Raw genomic sequence first — 16,186 nt, 5'->3', positions numbered from 1 at the left:
TTTTAAATTCAACATGGTTTATTTTATAAACCATAAAACGAAAAATAAAGGCAAGGAGGCGCGCTTCTCTCTTGCTTTAATGCAAATATAAATAAGTTTATTTTATAAACCGAATAAAACGGCAGGAAAATAACAGAAAAAAAGCCGTTCCAATCTTTACGACTGAAACGGTTCATATAGAGTAAAAAAGATGTGCTTACTTATTTTTGCAAGTCATTCTCATTCACCAGCAACTTACCCTGGTATTCTCCGGTCAATGTGCGCAGGAAGGATACCATCTGTGCGACTTCCTGTGTTGACAAATCGACGCCTACCTCGTACTTGGCCATGGCTATCACGGCATCTTCCAGCGTAGCCTGTGTTCCATCATGGAAATAAGGCGCAGTCAATGCCACATTACGCAATCCGGGCACTTTAAAACGATGACGGTCTCTTTCGTCTTTTGTTTCCTTGAAACGGCCATTGTCTTCTATGGTCAGTTCCGTACCACGGTCGGCAAAGTAATCATGCTTGATGCCGAGCAGTTCGTACGACTGTCCACCCATGTTCTCACCTACATGGCAAGTAGCACAGTTGTATTTCTTGAACAAATCATATCCAGCCAGCTCTTCAGCCGTCAGGGCTTCATTATCCCCTTTCAGGTACTTATCGAAACGTGAATTCGGTGTAAGCAGGGTTCTTTCAAACTCCTGAATGGCATCTGTAATGTTTGCCTGATTGAAACCGTCGGGATACACTTCCTTAAATGCCTTGCTGAAAGCTGCATCCGCATTCAATTTCTCGCAAATCTCATCAAACGACTTGCAAGCCATTTCTACCGGATTCAAAGGAGGACCGGCTGCCTGATCGGCCAACGTAGCGGCACGTCCGTCCCAGAACTGCACAAAGTTATAATGTGCGTTATAGACAGAAGGAGCATTTACTCCGCCAAACTGACCTCCTACTCCTTCAGAGAACTGCTTGTTATCTACTCCACCAGTATTCAATCCGTGGCAAGATGAACAAGATACAGTGTTATCGGCCGACAGACGTACGTCGTGGAACAGCAGATTACCTAAAATCACCTTCCGCATATCTACTGGAACGGAATCCTGAATCGGACGGATGGTCTCATTGCTCCACTGTGCATGAGCCAGCTGATTGGGATAGAAGGCTGCACGCTGTGATTTCACCCACGAAAGTGCCATCTGTTTTTCCGCATCATTCAATGAAGCTCCCCAATGTACCAGATAATATTTAGCCATAGGCATGGTACCGTCTAATATCACCTTCTCTACTTTTGCCAAATCTACCTCGCTGACTTTTTCTCCTTTTTTCAAGGCTTCTAACATCGGAGTCATGTCGAAAGAGCGGTAGGCCAGACGAGCATCTTCCTTGACCAGCTTTCCAGCAACCGGCAAGCTGGCATAAAACGGTAATTCCGGATTGGCAACATGACAGGCCATACATCCGCTGCTCGCAATGATTTCTTCCATCTGAGCACTGCTTTCCAAACTGGCTGAGGGAGGACGGTTCACCACCCGATAGGTTGCGGCCAATACCGCAGCTACCACCAGCACTGAAAAAATGATTTTTGTTCTTTTCTTCATAAGAAACTGATTAGATTTTAATAACTCAATAAATATCTCACACGTTAAAATACTAAGAACGGTTGTATAAATGCACACTTTGCTGTGCGGCAGGAAGGTAATTCACCCCATACCAGCACATCTGTAGTGAAAGGAAAGACACAATCAGTATCCAGTATAGCGTACGCGGAGTATTCCTGCGGAACAAGCGCAAATGTACGTACAGCAAATAACCTGTCCACGTAACTGCTGCCCAGGTTTCTTTCGGATCCCAGCTCCAATAATGTCCCCAGGCTGCTTTTGCCCAGATCGCTCCGGTCAGCATACCGACTGTCAGAAAGGCCAATCCTGCATAAACTAACTTGTCGGCGGCTTCAAGGTAATTCTCCCGATGCTTGTAAAGTCCCATACAGGCCAAGATGAACGCACAGCCTAATACAGAATAGGAAAACATATACACCGTGACATGAGGAACAAACCACGGGCTTTGCAAGGCAGGCATAAGGGACTGGTCATGAATTTCCGGTTTCAGAATATTGATAATCGCAAATACCGCACCTACTACAGTGGAAAAAGACAATATCCAGGGATACTTCCAGCGAAGATAGGTCAGCAAGCCGGATATACCCATAAAGAACGAATACCACAATCTGGTCTCGCCCATGGTGCGCAAAGGAGGACGCTGAAGGCTCAACCAAAATCCGGTAATAAAGGCGGCAAACACCAGTATACCTGACAAGGTCAGCCCAATAGCCCATCGGCTCCGCTCTTTAGAGAACAAGGCAAAAACCACTCCAGCTCCCCATAAAACGATGGCAGGCAGGGCAAACAAATAAAAATTATCCCACGTAATCATTCAAGAATAGTGTTAGTTATATATAAAGTCAGTCAACAAGTTCACTTACAGATTTACTCATCTGCTTGTCTGGCCCTGCCAAAAAGAGCAGTAACCCTCCGCACAGCATCATCACAATGCCCAACAGCATGACGTATTTCAGCGGCTCACGCACAATCTGCACTACGCAGTATTCCGGTTCGGCAGAATGCACATCATAGGAAGTCAGGTAATAATCTTCTGCCCAGCTTGCCGAATAGGGCTGATTTACTTCCAGATGTATCGGTTTTCCGTCCATTGACACTTCAGCAAAGAAGCGGCGTGGCATACCATTAGGATAATGCTCTACAGTAAAGTTTGTCAGCTGCAACGGTTTTTCCAGGTATACCACATTTCCCCCGGAAGTAAAAGCTTCATTGTTCGGATTAGCTCGAAATACCGGAATGCGTAAGGTCTGTTCCTCTGCACTTCCCATAAATCCGGCAAAGAGCGCCAGCCACAATCCGGCATGATTCAGCATAAAACGCCACCGATTACGCCCCGGCGTGAAAAAACGTCTTACGGTAATCATTCCCAAATGAGTCAGCAATCCGAATAATCCGGTAACAAAAATCCAGGAAGACATAAAATTATAGCACCCCAAACGAGAAAATAGACCCGACTTCTCTGCAGCCTCTTGCGCAGAAAACTGGGGAAACAAGCCTATCACCAGACAACCGGCCAAAAACCAGCCTAATGTCCAGCAGGTACATTGCGGAGAAAGCCACAGACGGACAGCTTCCGAATGACGCTTCTCCTTATAGCCATATCCTATCAATGCAATCCACAGTAAGGCTAAAATAGCATCTAATGGAAAAGCAAAAAAGGCAAACGGAAAATTGCCAAAAACACATTGGGCTGCCACAGACAGCAGCAATAATAAAATGAATAGTAAGTTAGTCTTGAAGTTCATTCATCAGTCGTTGGTGAAATATGTGCAAAGATAGAGAGCTTATTTAATACTGCAACAAAATTGTAAAGATAACAAATCTTTTTCCCTGCAAAATTCGGAAAAAAGATTTGTTATCCTCCTTTTTTAATGCTCCCGACGCATTCTGTGGCCATATATGGTAATAACCACGAAACAAACGAGCGGAAGTACAAACGACAGATTCACTGCAGGCATCCCCCACAAGGTCTTGCAATCAATGATAGCGGCCTGCAAAGGAGGAAGTACCGACCCGCCCAAAATAGCCATAATCAATCCTGCGGCACCAAACTTGGCATCATCGCCCATTCCTTTCAATGCGATACCGTAAATGGTAGGGAACATCAGCGACATGCAGGCTGAGATGCCTACCAGACAATACATACCGTATATGTTCTGCAAGAAAATTACTCCCAGCACACACAAGGAAGCAGCAATGGCCAGCACTTTCAATAACTGTCCTGGATTAATATACTTCAACATCAGGGTACACACAAAACGGCTGATACAAAAAATGACCATGGCCACGATGTTATATTTCTGTGACAAGACTTCGGCTGCCTGTTCCTCCATTCCTTGTGCCATGAACAGACGAGTACCATACTGGATAATGAAAGTCCAACACATAATCTGTGCACCTACATAGAAGAACTGTGCCACTACTCCATAACGATAACGTTTCACGGCATACAAACGTTTCAATGTAGGAAGAAAATTTATGGAATGAGACTGATCCGCATTCTTCGGCATCTTGGACATACGAATGATGAGAAGCATTACCAAGATTACAATACCAATGGTCAGATAAGGAGTAATGAGAATAGTCAAGTCAGCGTCACGAATTGCTTCAAATTCAGCCTGACTAAGCTGGGCACGTTCGGCCGTATCCATCGGATGTAGCTGGTTCTGAATGAAGTTCATAGCGACAAACATCCCCATCAATGAGCCTATAGGATTAAATGCCTGAGCCAAGTTCAAACGACGGGTGGCCATTTCTTCCGTTCCCATTGACAAGATATAAGGATTACAACTGGTTTCCAGAAAAGATAATCCGCAAGTCATGACAAAATAAGCCAACAAGAACGGATAATAGCTTCCGGTCAGCTTGGCAGGAAAGAAAGCCAAGGCTCCCACGGCATACAAGCCCAGTCCCATCATGACTCCGGCTTTATAAGTATATTTACGGATAAACATGGCTGCCGGAAAGGCCATAGCAAAATATCCGCCATAAAAAGCCACCTGAACCAAAGTCCCGTCGGTTACGCTCATCCTGAATATTTTGGAAAAAGCTTTGACCATAGGGTTAGTTATGTCGTTGGCAAAGCCCCATAGGGCAAAGCAGAAGGTAATCAGAATGAACGGAACCAGATAGCTTACTCCATCCTTCTTCAGTATAGATTTGTTTTCTGATGTATTACTCATGGTGTTAGATTTTAAGTGACGGCTACAGCCCTCTTGGTGTTTTTACTTCATTTGCTGCCTGATGTTACCGATGGCAGTTGCCTCAACCGGTCCTTCTACCACAGGAATGCCAATAGCTTCTTCTGTCAACCGGTTCAGGTATTTGTTCTGACTTCCTCCACCAATCACATAAAGCTTTGTTACTGGTTCAGGCAAAAGCAGGTTCAGTGCTTCCATACCCGTTTTATAGCGCAACGCCAATGACCGAAGGACACATTTCACAAATTCTCCCTGCGTGGAAGGTGGTGTTTGCTGATGTGCAATACAATAATTCGTAATCGCCTCAGCCATACTTACCGGACACTGGAAAGCTGTATCGTCCACGTCAATCAAAGCATCGGTTTCTGCCACTTCCGCAGCCGGCAGTAAGGTGGAATAAGCTACATCCTTTCCCTCTTCCTTCCATTCCTGCATCAGTTTCTGAAGTATCCAAAGTCCGGTAATATTCTGTAAAAAACAAATTTTTCCATCCGAGCCTCCTTCATTGGTAAATCCTGCCAGACGGGCTTCTTCCGTCAGAATCGGTTCATCGCTCATTACCCCCAGCAAGGACCAAGTGCCCGAACTCAGGAAAGCCACCTTTTCTCCTTTGGCAGAAAGAGGCACTACACTGGCCGCGCTGGCCGTATCGTGCGAAGCCACAGCAATCACTTCTACCTCGTAATCTACTCCTATCTGTTCCTTGATTACCGGTTTCAAAAAGCCGCGGGAAGTTCCCGGCATAACCACTTCACCGAAAAGATGCTCCGGAAGCCCCAGTTCCCGAATCAACTTGAAATTCCAGGTACGTGCTTTGGCATCCAGCAGTTCCGACGTAGAAGCTATGCTATACTCATTATTAGCCACTCCCGTAAGATAATAGCTGAACAGATCGGGCATGAAAAGCAACTTGTCGGCTACCTTCAACTGCGCATTATCTTCCTTCTTCATGGCATACAACTGAAACAAGGTATTGATGGCCATTACCTGCGTACCAGATTCTGCATAGTGCACCTTTACGTCCACTTTCGAGAAAAACTCTTCAGGCATCCCTTCCGTACGGCTGTCGCGATAACACACCGGATTACCCAACAAATTTCCCTGTTTGTCTATCAGTCCGAAATCCACACCCCACGTATCAATTCCGATACTCTTCAACGTATAGCCTTTTTCTACTGCCATACGGATGCCGGTCTTCATATCCTCAAACAGGGAAAGGAAATCCCAGTATACATGTCCTCCCATCCGTACCTGACGGTTAGGAAATCGGTATATCGTATCCAGCACAAGTTCACCCTCGGAAAGGTAGCCGGCAATCACCCTGCCACTACCTCCTCCAAAGTCAATTGCCAAATATGCTTCTTTCATTTTGTCTTCTTACCTAAAATGTACATTTCAAGGTCGTCAATCTCTTCTTTTGTCAAGGTCTTGTATTTTCCCCCGGAAAGCACAATTATGCGACAAGCCATCTCAAAAAACATGGCTCGCTCAAAAGCCTGATTGAAGTCTTTTCCGCAAACCACCTGTCCGTGCTTCTGAAGCAATACGGAGTTATGGTCTTTCATGGCCGCAATCACGGCTTCGGCCAACTCTTTAGAACCCGGACGGAAATAAGGAATAACCGGAATCTCAGCCCCAACATGGCAAGGAACTTCGGCTGTCACATTAAAATCCTTTGGTGTTTCTTCCATACATGCCACTGCGGTAGCGTATGGAGACTGAAAGTGAAGTACTACATTAACGTCGGGACGCTCTCTCAAAACACCTAAATGGAACACACTTTCCATAGAAGGTTTTACCCCATTGAGTATTTCACCCGTTTCCAAACGGCAAACAGCCACTTTATCTTTTGTCAAAGAAGGCACCCATGAACCTGTACTGGAAACCAGCACTTCATCGCCTACACGCCATGAAAGGTTACCACTACTGCATACCGTCAATCCGGCATCACCTACCCGATGAGCCTGTTTTACAAACTCTTCAATATGTTCGTTATGAATCATGATTTTTTTATTAGTAGAAAATAAAAGCCGGAACAGACGGAGAGTCCGCCAGTTCCGGCAGCGTAAAATTAATTATTTATAGATCGGTCCGTAATTTTGACATGCTCTGTAATCAGCACCTTCTTTATCCATACCGAAAGCATTCCATGCAGCAGGGCGGAAAATCTTATCATCTTCCACATTGTGCATACATACCGGTATACGAAGAATAGAAGCAAGCGTAATCAAATCCTGACCTATATGTCCGTAACTGATGGCACCGTGATTGGCTCCCCAGTTATTCATTACAGAATATACATCCTTGAAGGCTGGTTTATCGCACAAACGAGGTACAAACCAGGTAGTAGGCCATGTACGGTCAGTACGTTCATCAAGCAGCTTGTGGATTTCCGGATCAATTTCTACCGTCCATCCTTCTGCAATCTGGAGCACCGGACCCAGTCCCTTAATCAGATTCAAGCGGCTCATGGTCACAGGCATACCGCCTTTTGACAGGAAGTTAGAAGAGAAACCACCACCACGGAAATAATCCCGGTTAGCAGGATACCATGTAGTAGCTTCCAAACATTTTTCAACCTCAGTTTCTGTAATCTCCCACGACGGTTTCATGGTCGGATTACCTTCTGCATCTGTCTGCTGTCCAGTACCATCCAAAGTAGTAGCTCCAGAGTTAATCAAATGGATAATACCATTCTTTGCCAGTCCGGTCAGCTCCTTACCAGTCACACGTTTCACAGCTTCCGGGCTCCAATAAGTACGTACGTCAGAGAAAATCTGTGCACGATTAGTCAGCAAATGGCCGAAGAGCATAGCTACTCCGTTGCAGGCATCATTTTCAGTAGCCAGTACGTAAGCTTCACGAATACCGTTCCAGTCGAAAGAAGTATTCAGCAAGGCTTCAGAGAAGTCACCGTTCGGGTAGAAGTCCGTCCACTGACGCTGTCCCTGGAAACCAGCCGCAATAGCATTGTGACCAAGTGCTTCTTCCTTGAATCCCATTTCCTTCAACTTCGGATTACCTTTCATCAAATCGCGCATGATAATGGTCATCTTCACAATGAAATCCCAATCAGCTTCTTTTTCCACACGTGTCTTAGTCTTGGCTTCTACATTGAAATCCTTTCCTTCGTTTTTCTTGCAATATTTTTCAGTCCAAGCCATCGCTTTGGCGTATTCTTCCTTATCGTAAATTCCTTCAGTCATACGACGAATGATTTCTGTCAAATCTACAGACTCACAACGCATGCCCAAATATTCCTGGAAGAAATCCGGATTCACAATTGAACCGGCAATACCCATAGACACACTACCCATAGAAAGATAAGACTTGCCTCTCATGGTAGCTACCGCCTGAGCCGCACGGGCAAAACGCAAAATCTTTTCTGCCACATCTGCCGGAATGGTATTATCTTCAATATCCTGTACATCACGTCCGTAAATACCAAATGCCGGCAAACCTTTTTGTGCATGCCCAGCCAGAACAGCAGCCAGGTATACGGCACCCGGTCTTTCCGTACCGTTAAATCCCCATACCGCTTTCGGGTAATACGGATTCATATCCATTGTTTCTGCTCCATAGCACCAGCAAGAAGTGACTGTAATGGTAGCTCCTACGCCTTCACGCTCAAATTTTTCGGCACAAGCTGCGCTTTCAGCTACACGACCGATAGTAGAATCCGCAATGACACATTCTACCGGACTACCATCACCGTTTCTCAAATTAGAAGAAATAAGTTCTGCTACGGCTTTGGCAAGATTCATAGTCTTTTCTTCAAGGCTTTCACGTACGCCACCCTGACGTCCGTCGATAGTGGGACGAATCCCGATTTTCGGATAATTTTTCATGTTTCGATTATTTATAAAGTTAATGCAATTTCTTTTCTTTCTAATTAAATCCATCCATACTGAACTGTGCTGACACTACAATATAATAATATTGAATTTTATACTTACACTGAATTCCGCAGATGTACTTCGGTGGGTAAAAACTCCTGCACCACATCACCCGTAAGAATAAAATGTGCAGCTTTTCGGCCCATTTCCTCCCAATTAATACTGAGAGCGGTAATCCCTTCGTCTATCACCTCGTATGCCGGCGTATCGTTATATGCTATCAGTCCAAAATCGACTCCACATTTCAAACCGTTCAGCCTGCTTCGCTTAATCACATTCACCACATCCGTCTGACGGATGACTACATACACCACCCCTTTTTCTACCTCTTGTATATCTTCCTCGTTCACTACTTCACCTACAAAATGATTATCTGAACAATAAGCTTCAAAACTTTGAACAGAGGTTTGTGGATGTTTAGACTCCTGGGGCAGCTGGAATACAATTTTCCGGTAACGCTCCAGACGAGCAGTCAGCTGAGTCAAGGCTTTATAAAAAGCATCATCAAAATTCTGACAGATATAGGAGTGATTTCCTTTTTCAAACTTACCGAAATCAAGCAGCAAAAGGCGGGAAGAAGGAATCTTATCAAATAAAGGAGAAAACTTCTCATTATCAAAGTTCATCACCACATAATAATTATACCTTCCTATGGCCTCGCATAAAATGGTATTAAAAATATGTTCATTATATTGATGAAACCAGAGATCTACCTTGTATGACACAGAAAGTTTCTTGACAAAACTATTATATAAGATATTCTTGAAAGGAGAATATTCGTCCAGCAATAAAAAAATCTTTTCTTTCCGGTTAGTTACATAATACCCTTTACCGGGAGTAGAATCTATCAGTTTTCGCTCACGCAAATCCGCAAAAGCTTTAAATACGGTATCCCGTGACACATGATAAGTCTTACTCAACGCATTGATGGAAGGCAGACTCGTATCCGTACGGTACTTTCCTACCAAAATATCCTGTTCGATGAGATCCGACAGCTGCTTCACTTTGGTAGACTGTTGCCCGAATTTTATATTCTTTTCCATATCAATACTTTATCTGTGCTGAACTATCCTGACGCAAAGGAAAAGATTTTATACAAGACCGCAAAAGTATTAGCTATGTTTAAGAGCAGATTTTAGGAAAAGACATAAAAAAAGAGACTACCATTGTGGTAATCTCTTTTCGTACACCCTCAGGGATTCGAACCCTGGACCCACTGATTAAGAGTCAGTTGCTCTACCAACTGAGCTAAGAGTGCATTCAAACTTTCTAGAGGTTCCTGGCGGATTCGAACCGCCGTACACGGTTTTGCAGACCGCTGACTAAGCCACTCATCCAAGGAACCAAAAGTTCTCTCTTTCTAATTTGCGAGGTTCCTGGCGGATTCGAACCGCCGTACACGGTTTTGCAGACCGCTGACTAAGCCACTCATCCAAGGAACCAGATGCTCGCTGCACTTGTTTTTCTCAAATGCGTTGCAAAGGTACAACTATTTTTTAAACCTGCAATACCTGAAGACAGGAATTTGTATTTTTCTTTACAAAAACAACTTTTTATCCCCTTTTACCTCCTCTTATCTTTGAGTTCTCACAAAAAACGTCTTTCTTTGCAAGAAACCAATTTAAATACAATAGAAATGAAAGGTATTGTTCTTGCCGGAGGTTCAGGTACCCGCCTTTACCCCATTACAAAAGGAGTTTCCAAACAACTTCTTCCTGTTTTCGACAAACCCATGATTTATTATCCCATATCTGTCCTGATGTTGGCAGGAATACGTGACATCCTGATTATTTCTACTCCCTATGATTTGCCGGGATTCCGCAGACTGTTAGGTGATGGAAGTGATTTCGGAGTACACTTTGAATATGCAGAACAACCTTCACCCGACGGATTGGCACAGGCATTTCTTATTGGAGAAAAATTTATCGGCAATGATGCAGCCTGTCTGGTACTAGGAGATAATATCTTCCATGGCAACAGCTTCACCGTCATGCTGAAAGAAGCAGTACGCATGGCCGAAGAAGAAGGAAAAGCTACCGTATTCGGTTACTGGGTAAGTGACCCGGAACGTTACGGAGTGGCAGAATTCGACAAAGAAGGAAACTGTCTCTCCATTGAAGAGAAGCCACAGCATCCTAAATCAAACTATGCCGTAACGGGACTTTACTTCTATCCTAATAAGGTAGTAGAAGTAGCCAAACAAATCAAACCCTCCGCACGCGGAGAGCTGGAAATCACCACCGTCAACCAGCGTTTCCTGGCCGACGGTGAACTGAAAGTGCAAACTTTAGGCAGAGGATTTGCCTGGCTGGATACCGGTACACACGATTCATTGGCTGAAGCATCCACTTATATCGAAGTTATCGAAAAACGCCAAGGCCTGAAAGTAGCCTGCCTGGAAGGTATTGCCCTGCGACAAGGATGGATTACTCCTGAAAAGATGCGTGAACTGGCTCAGCCGATGCTGAAAAACCAGTACGGCCAATATCTATTGAAGGTAATTGACGAATTGGAAAGAAACAACCAATAAATGATTTTCATCATATAAAAATGGAAGTAATAAAGACAGAGATTGAAGGAGTGGTCATCATTGAACCTCGCCTGTTTAAAGATGAAAGAGGTTACTTTTTTGAATCTTTTTCCCAAAGAGATTTTGATAAACAGGTACGCACCATTCATTTTGTACAAGACAATGAAAGTAAATCCAGCTACGGAGTATTGCGTGGACTGCATTTCCAGAAACCACCCTTTGCACAAAGCAAGCTGGTAAGGGTCATAAAAGGAGCCGTACTGGATGTGGCGGTAGATATACGGAAAGGCTCTCCGACATTCGGACAGCACGTAGCCGTGGAGCTGACAGAAGACAACCACCGCCAGTTTTTCATTCCACGCGGATTTGCTCACGGATTCAGCGTATTGAGCGACGAAGTTATTTTCCAGTACAAATGTGATAACTTCTATGCACCTCAAAGCGAGGGAGCCATTGCCTGGAACGATCCGGCACTGAAAATTGACTGGAGAATTCCGACGGAGAAGGTCATCCTTTCAGAAAAAGACAAACACCATCCTCTATTGGCCGACGCGGAATGGCTGTTTGATTATCATGAAGATTTATACAAAGAGTAAGCATAAAAAAAATCCCCGGGTCGTTCAATGCAACCTGGGGATTTTTATGCCTCTTATTTTACTCTTCAATTATTTTCCAGCGCATTCTTCTTCATACGAAGTTCATACAAGTCGTTACGACGGTCACGCAGATTACGTACGCTTCCGTAAGTATGAAGTGCATTCAGCAAATCCAGGTCAATATCTGAAACCAGAATCATTTCCGTATTCGGAGTAGCTTCCGCACGTTTTCCGTCGGTCGGGAAGGCAAAGTCACAAGGAGTAAAGACTCCCGACTGCGCATATTGGATGTCCATATTATGCACACGAGGAAGGTTACCTACACTTCCGGCAATAACCACAAAACATTCATTTTCGATGGCACGTGCCTGCGCACATACACGTACACGTGAATATCCGTTCTGCGTATCGGTCAGGAACGGAACAAACAGAATTTGCATGCCCTGATCTGCCATCAGACGAGACAGTTCCGGGAATTCCACGTCATAACATATCAACACACCGATTTTAGCACAGTCGGTTTCAAAGGTCTGTACTCTTTTTCCACCACTCAATCCCCAGCTCTTTACTTCATCGGGAGTGACATGAATCTTTTCGTACATCTCGTATGTTCCGTCACGACGGCAAAGGAAACCTACATTATAAAGTCCACCATCTTCCTTCACATAAGGCATACTACCGGTAATGATGTTGATGTTATGCTTAATGGCCAGATTAATGAAACGATCTCTGATTTCTTCCGTGTACTGTGCCAATGCACGGATTGACTGAGCTTCACCCATGTGATTGAATTTTGCCATCAGCGGTGCATTAAAATATTCAGGGAACAGCACGAAATCGCTCTTGTATCCCGATACGGCATCGATAAAAAACTCTACCTGCTCAAACACATCATCCAGCGTCTGATATGAACGCATCTGCCATTGTACCAGTCCGACTCTCACCGTCGTCTTTTTATCCACAAACGAGTCCGTAGGCGGCTGATAATAAATATTATCCCATTGAAGCAAGGTTGCACAGTGCTTTGACTCCTCGTCGTTTGGAAGGTAATTACGCATCACTCTGCGAACATGAAAGTCATTAGAGAGCTGGAAAGTCAGTACCGGGTCATAGATTTCACGCGAACGGACTTTCTCTATATACTCCTTCGGACGCATCTGGTCTGCATATTTGTAATAGTTGGGAATTCGGCCACCAAACATGATAGCTTTCAGGTTCAATTTTTCACACAACTCCTTGCGATACTCATACATACGACGTGCCAAACGTAATCCACGATATTCCGGATGAATAAACACCTCAATACCATACAAAATATTACCTTTCGGATTATGCGTATTGAAAGTTTCATTTCCAGTCACCTTGGCATAGGTATGATCACCTTTCACCATATCATAATCTACAATAATGGAAAGTGCACACCCCACTATCTTATCATCTACAACCGTTACAATCTGTCCTTCGGGAAAAATACTGATTAGTTTCTCAATTTGTTCGTGTGTCCAGAACACATCTTTATCTGCATATACGCGGGTAAACGACTGGGCAAGCTGTGCGTAGTCTTCAATCTGCAAGTTTCGAAGCTCTACTTTGTTAATCTTCTTTTGAGTCGATTCCATAATTTCGTTAAATTATTTTTTCACGGACACAAAAGTAATCATTTCTCCAGGCAGGGTGTATCATTTATTCAGGATTATTATACTATCTTTGCTCCAAAAGGTCAACGATATGAAAAAGATTAAACTAGGCCTCCTGCCACAAATTCTGATTGCCATCGCATTGGGTATTGCCGCCGGAACGGTTTCACCGGAACTTCCCGTACGCGTGTTCGTGACATTCAACGCATTGTTCAGCCAGTTCCTGAATTTTATCATTCCGCTTATCATCGTCGGACTGGTTACCCCCGCCATTGCCGATATTGGGAAAGGTGCCGGGAAAATGCTAGTAGCCACTGTACTTCTGGCTTACGGAGCCACACTGTTCTCCGGTTTTCTTTCATTCGGTGTAGGAGAAATCTTCTTTCCTGACCTTATTACCCGAAATATTCCTTTATCCGAAATCAGTGAGGCCAAAGGTGTTACCCCTTTCTTCACGGTAGCCATTCCGGAACCTCTCAACGTGATGACTGCCCTCGTTATGGCATTTACTGTCGGACTGGGACTGGCACATCTGGATACGAATTACTTGAAAAATGCGTGCAACGACTTCAAGGAAATTATTGTCAAGACCATACAGGCTGTCATACTTCCCCTACTTCCGATTTACATCTTCGGAATCTTCTTCAACATGACTCACTCCGGACAAGTATTCCACGTGCTGGCTGTCTTTGTCAAGATTATCGGAATCATCTTCCTTCTGCATATTTTCCTGCTGATATTCCAATACTGCATTGCCGGAATGTTCGTGGGCAAGAATCCGTTCCGCCTGTTAGCAAGAATGATGCCGGCCTACTTTACGGCATTAGGTACACAGTCATCGGCCGCTACGATTCCCGTTACCCTGAAACAGACTATACAAAACGGAGTGAATGAGGGTATCGCCGGATTTGTCATCCCTCTGTGTGCCACCATCCATCTGTCCGGAAGTACCATGAAGATTGTGGCCTGCGCCCTGGCCTTGATGATGATGCAGGACATTCCCTACGATTTCCAGATGTTCGCCGGATTCATCTTTATGTTAGGAGTGACAATGGTAGCTGCGCCGGGAGTTCCGGGAGGTGCCATCATGGCTTCGCTCGGTATCCTGTCGTCCATGCTGGGATTCGATGAGAATGCACAGGCACTGATGATTGCTCTTTACATTGCCATGGACAGTTTCGGTACTGCTTGCAATGTAACTGGGGATGGCGCATTGGCTCTGCTCATTGACAAATGGTTCGGGAAGTCGAAGACACTCAAAAAATGACATTTAATCAATCAAACATAAAAAAACACGTTTATGAAAAAGAATCTTTACAAAGAGGCTCCGGCCAATTTTTCCGTATGCGCACATACAGATTGTACTTGCGGTTCCACCTGTCTTCGTCAACTGGCTTATCCGGTATTACTGGAACGAGAAGCTTTTCTACATTTAGTCAATCCTACCCGATGCACTAAAGACCATTCATGTCCGTACTATCGTGATGCCGCTCCCGTAACCTACATGCGTGGCTTCACACAAATGAAAAAGCGAATGTATCCCGAACAATACCAGAAGTTCATGAATTTTCTGATTGCACGTTTCGGACGAAATCCTTACTTTGAAAGAAGAAGAGGAGACAGAAAGCTGAACCTCCAAGAACAAGAAATCATTCGCAAGGCCCTGAAACAGGCAGGAGTCACAGAAAATCTAGACTTCGATTTAAAGGAAGAGGGATTCAACTGGTTCGATTAGCCAGTACTTTCTAAGAAGTACTCGAGTACTTTGCTGAAAGTACTGCAGTACTGCCAAGAAAGTACTACAGTACTCCTTAAGTAGTACTCACGGAATATATAGTACTGTATATCAAAACAATAAAAGGAAACACAATAAAGGCCTGCAACATAAAAAACGAAGCAGGCCTTTATGCTATTTATTTCATTCCTCTTGCCTTGAAAATACGCTCCTTGGCATCATTGATGCGTTGTAGCTTTTCTTCGGCAGCTTTCCGGATGTCTTCTCCCAACGTAGCCACACGGTCTGGATGATGTTTCAGTACCAGGTTACGATACGCCTTACGGACTTCCTCATCTGAAGCTGTAGGTTCGATTTCCAGCACCTTGTAGGCATCTTCCAGCGAATCGCCTCTCAGGTTCAACATGGAATCGACTTCCTGCATGGACAACTGCATGGACTGAGCTACTTCCTTTAAGGCATCCACTTCTGCCGCACAAACATTTCCGTCGCTCTGTGCAATCTTCACCAGAAAATCGAGCAACTGCAAACGCTGTTCATACGTCAGATTGGCAGCAATCTGCGCTCCGCACTCCCGAATGGTACGACGAAAGGCAGAAGGGTCATTCTGCTCCATGCGCTTGCGCTGTTCAAACAGATTCAGCAAAATACGCTCTCCTTCACTGACAGAAGCCTCTCCGAAATTCACGCGCAAGAACTGACGCACAAACTCCATTTCACTGTGCATGATGCGTCCGTCGGCACGAATGATATACGAAGCCATGACTAGCATAGAAAACAAAAAACTGTTACGCTGGCCTGTGTACACATCTTCTTGTGCCGTACTTCCATAGCCACCGTCCATTTCCTCTTGTGCTGTCACGCTTTTATCGAACAAAGAACCGATGGCAAATCCTGCCAAGGCTCCAAGAGGTCCCATGGTCATGAAACCCATGATTCCCCCAATCCATTTTCCGTATCCCATAAATTATAAATTCTTTTT

At 44.4% G+C, this 16,186-nt stretch carries 14 protein-coding genes and 3 tRNA genes; 4 read left to right on the top strand and 13 right to left on the bottom strand.

Annotation, left to right across the window (positions count from 1 at the left end; all coding sequences use genetic code 11):
- Window positions 1–200: 200 nt before the first annotated feature.
- From WKT20_RS05075 to WKT20_RS05025, 11 genes are all read right to left on the bottom strand, one after another.
- Window positions 201–1,589 carry a cytochrome c peroxidase gene (locus WKT20_RS05075; RefSeq protein WP_118162916.1) on the bottom strand — a complete coding sequence of 463 codons (1,389 nt, stop codon included), beginning with the start codon at window positions 1,587–1,589 and terminating at the stop codon, window positions 201–203.
- A 52-nt stretch (window positions 1,590–1,641) separates the two neighbouring features.
- Complete coding sequence (locus WKT20_RS05070; RefSeq protein ID WP_340416970.1) at window positions 1,642–2,424, bottom strand: cytochrome c biogenesis protein; 783 nt, start codon at window positions 2,422–2,424, stop codon at window positions 1,642–1,644.
- Between the two features lie 28 nt (window positions 2,425–2,452).
- Window positions 2,453–3,355: a cytochrome c biogenesis protein ResB gene (locus WKT20_RS05065; protein ID WP_340416969.1), complete on the bottom strand. Its 903-nt coding sequence runs from the start codon at window positions 3,353–3,355 to the stop codon at window positions 2,453–2,455.
- Window positions 3,356–3,478: 123 nt separating this feature from the next.
- Entirely contained in the window at window positions 3,479–4,792 is a 1,314-nt protein-coding gene (gene fucP, locus WKT20_RS05060; RefSeq protein ID WP_117701354.1) for an L-fucose:H+ symporter permease, read from the bottom strand.
- Between the two features lie 42 nt (window positions 4,793–4,834).
- A complete protein-coding gene (locus tag WKT20_RS05055) occupies window positions 4,835–6,178 on the bottom strand; it encodes a rhamnulokinase (RefSeq protein ID WP_340416968.1) in 1,344 nt (447 codons plus the stop codon).
- Window positions 6,175–6,813, bottom strand: a complete 639-nt coding sequence (locus WKT20_RS05050; protein ID WP_278454476.1) for a class II aldolase/adducin family protein — start codon at window positions 6,811–6,813, stop codon at window positions 6,175–6,177. Before WKT20_RS05050 ends, WKT20_RS05055 begins: the two co-directional genes overlap by 4 nt.
- A gap of 72 nt (window positions 6,814–6,885) precedes the next feature.
- Complete coding sequence (gene fucI, locus WKT20_RS05045; protein ID WP_270653800.1) at window positions 6,886–8,658, bottom strand: L-fucose isomerase; 1,773 nt, start codon at window positions 8,656–8,658, stop codon at window positions 6,886–6,888.
- 104 nt (window positions 8,659–8,762) lie between these two features.
- Window positions 8,763–9,749: a GntR family transcriptional regulator gene (locus WKT20_RS05040; RefSeq protein WP_340416967.1), complete on the bottom strand. Its 987-nt coding sequence runs from the start codon at window positions 9,747–9,749 to the stop codon at window positions 8,763–8,765.
- Between the two features lie 142 nt (window positions 9,750–9,891).
- A tRNA-Lys gene (locus WKT20_RS05035) sits at window positions 9,892–9,964 on the bottom strand.
- 15 nt (window positions 9,965–9,979) lie between these two features.
- Window positions 9,980–10,051: transfer RNA gene (locus WKT20_RS05030), tRNA-Cys, on the bottom strand.
- Window positions 10,052–10,076: 25 nt separating this feature from the next.
- A tRNA-Cys gene (locus tag WKT20_RS05025) sits at window positions 10,077–10,148 on the bottom strand.
- Between the two features lie 194 nt (window positions 10,149–10,342).
- Here WKT20_RS05025 and rfbA point away from each other — a divergent pair.
- Complete coding sequence (rfbA, locus tag WKT20_RS05020) at window positions 10,343–11,236, top strand: glucose-1-phosphate thymidylyltransferase RfbA (protein ID WP_040313217.1); 894 nt, start codon at window positions 10,343–10,345, stop codon at window positions 11,234–11,236.
- A gap of 20 nt (window positions 11,237–11,256) precedes the next feature.
- Window positions 11,257–11,832: a dTDP-4-dehydrorhamnose 3,5-epimerase gene (gene rfbC / locus WKT20_RS05015; RefSeq protein WP_117673900.1), complete on the top strand. Its 576-nt coding sequence runs from the start codon at window positions 11,257–11,259 to the stop codon at window positions 11,830–11,832.
- Between the two features lie 65 nt (window positions 11,833–11,897).
- Here the strand turns inward: rfbC and WKT20_RS05010 are convergent, their stop codons facing one another.
- A complete protein-coding gene (locus tag WKT20_RS05010; RefSeq protein WP_007562864.1) occupies window positions 11,898–13,451 on the bottom strand; it encodes a carbon-nitrogen hydrolase family protein in 1,554 nt (517 codons plus the stop codon).
- A gap of 109 nt (window positions 13,452–13,560) precedes the next feature.
- Here WKT20_RS05010 and WKT20_RS05005 point away from each other — a divergent pair, with 109 nt between their 5' ends.
- Window positions 13,561–14,736 (top strand): dicarboxylate/amino acid:cation symporter, encoded by a 1,176-nt coding sequence (locus WKT20_RS05005; RefSeq protein ID WP_340416966.1) that lies wholly within the window; start codon window positions 13,561–13,563, stop codon window positions 14,734–14,736.
- 33 nt (window positions 14,737–14,769) lie between these two features.
- Window positions 14,770–15,204 carry a DUF6078 family protein gene (locus WKT20_RS05000; protein ID WP_340416965.1) on the top strand — a complete coding sequence of 145 codons (435 nt, stop codon included), beginning with the start codon at window positions 14,770–14,772 and terminating at the stop codon, window positions 15,202–15,204.
- A gap of 178 nt (window positions 15,205–15,382) precedes the next feature.
- Here the strand turns inward: WKT20_RS05000 and WKT20_RS04995 are convergent, their stop codons facing one another.
- Complete coding sequence (locus WKT20_RS04995; protein WP_022054680.1) at window positions 15,383–16,168, bottom strand: DnaJ domain-containing protein; 786 nt, start codon at window positions 16,166–16,168, stop codon at window positions 15,383–15,385.
- Window positions 16,169–16,186: the final 18 nt, after the last annotated feature.

Source organism: Phocaeicola sp. ICN-14070, assembly GCF_037892625.1.
Lineage (GTDB): Bacteria > Bacteroidota > Bacteroidia > Bacteroidales > Bacteroidaceae > Phocaeicola > Phocaeicola plebeius.
The sequence above is the reverse complement of the archived record's forward strand: the minus strand, read 5'-3'. Positions and strand labels throughout refer to the sequence as shown.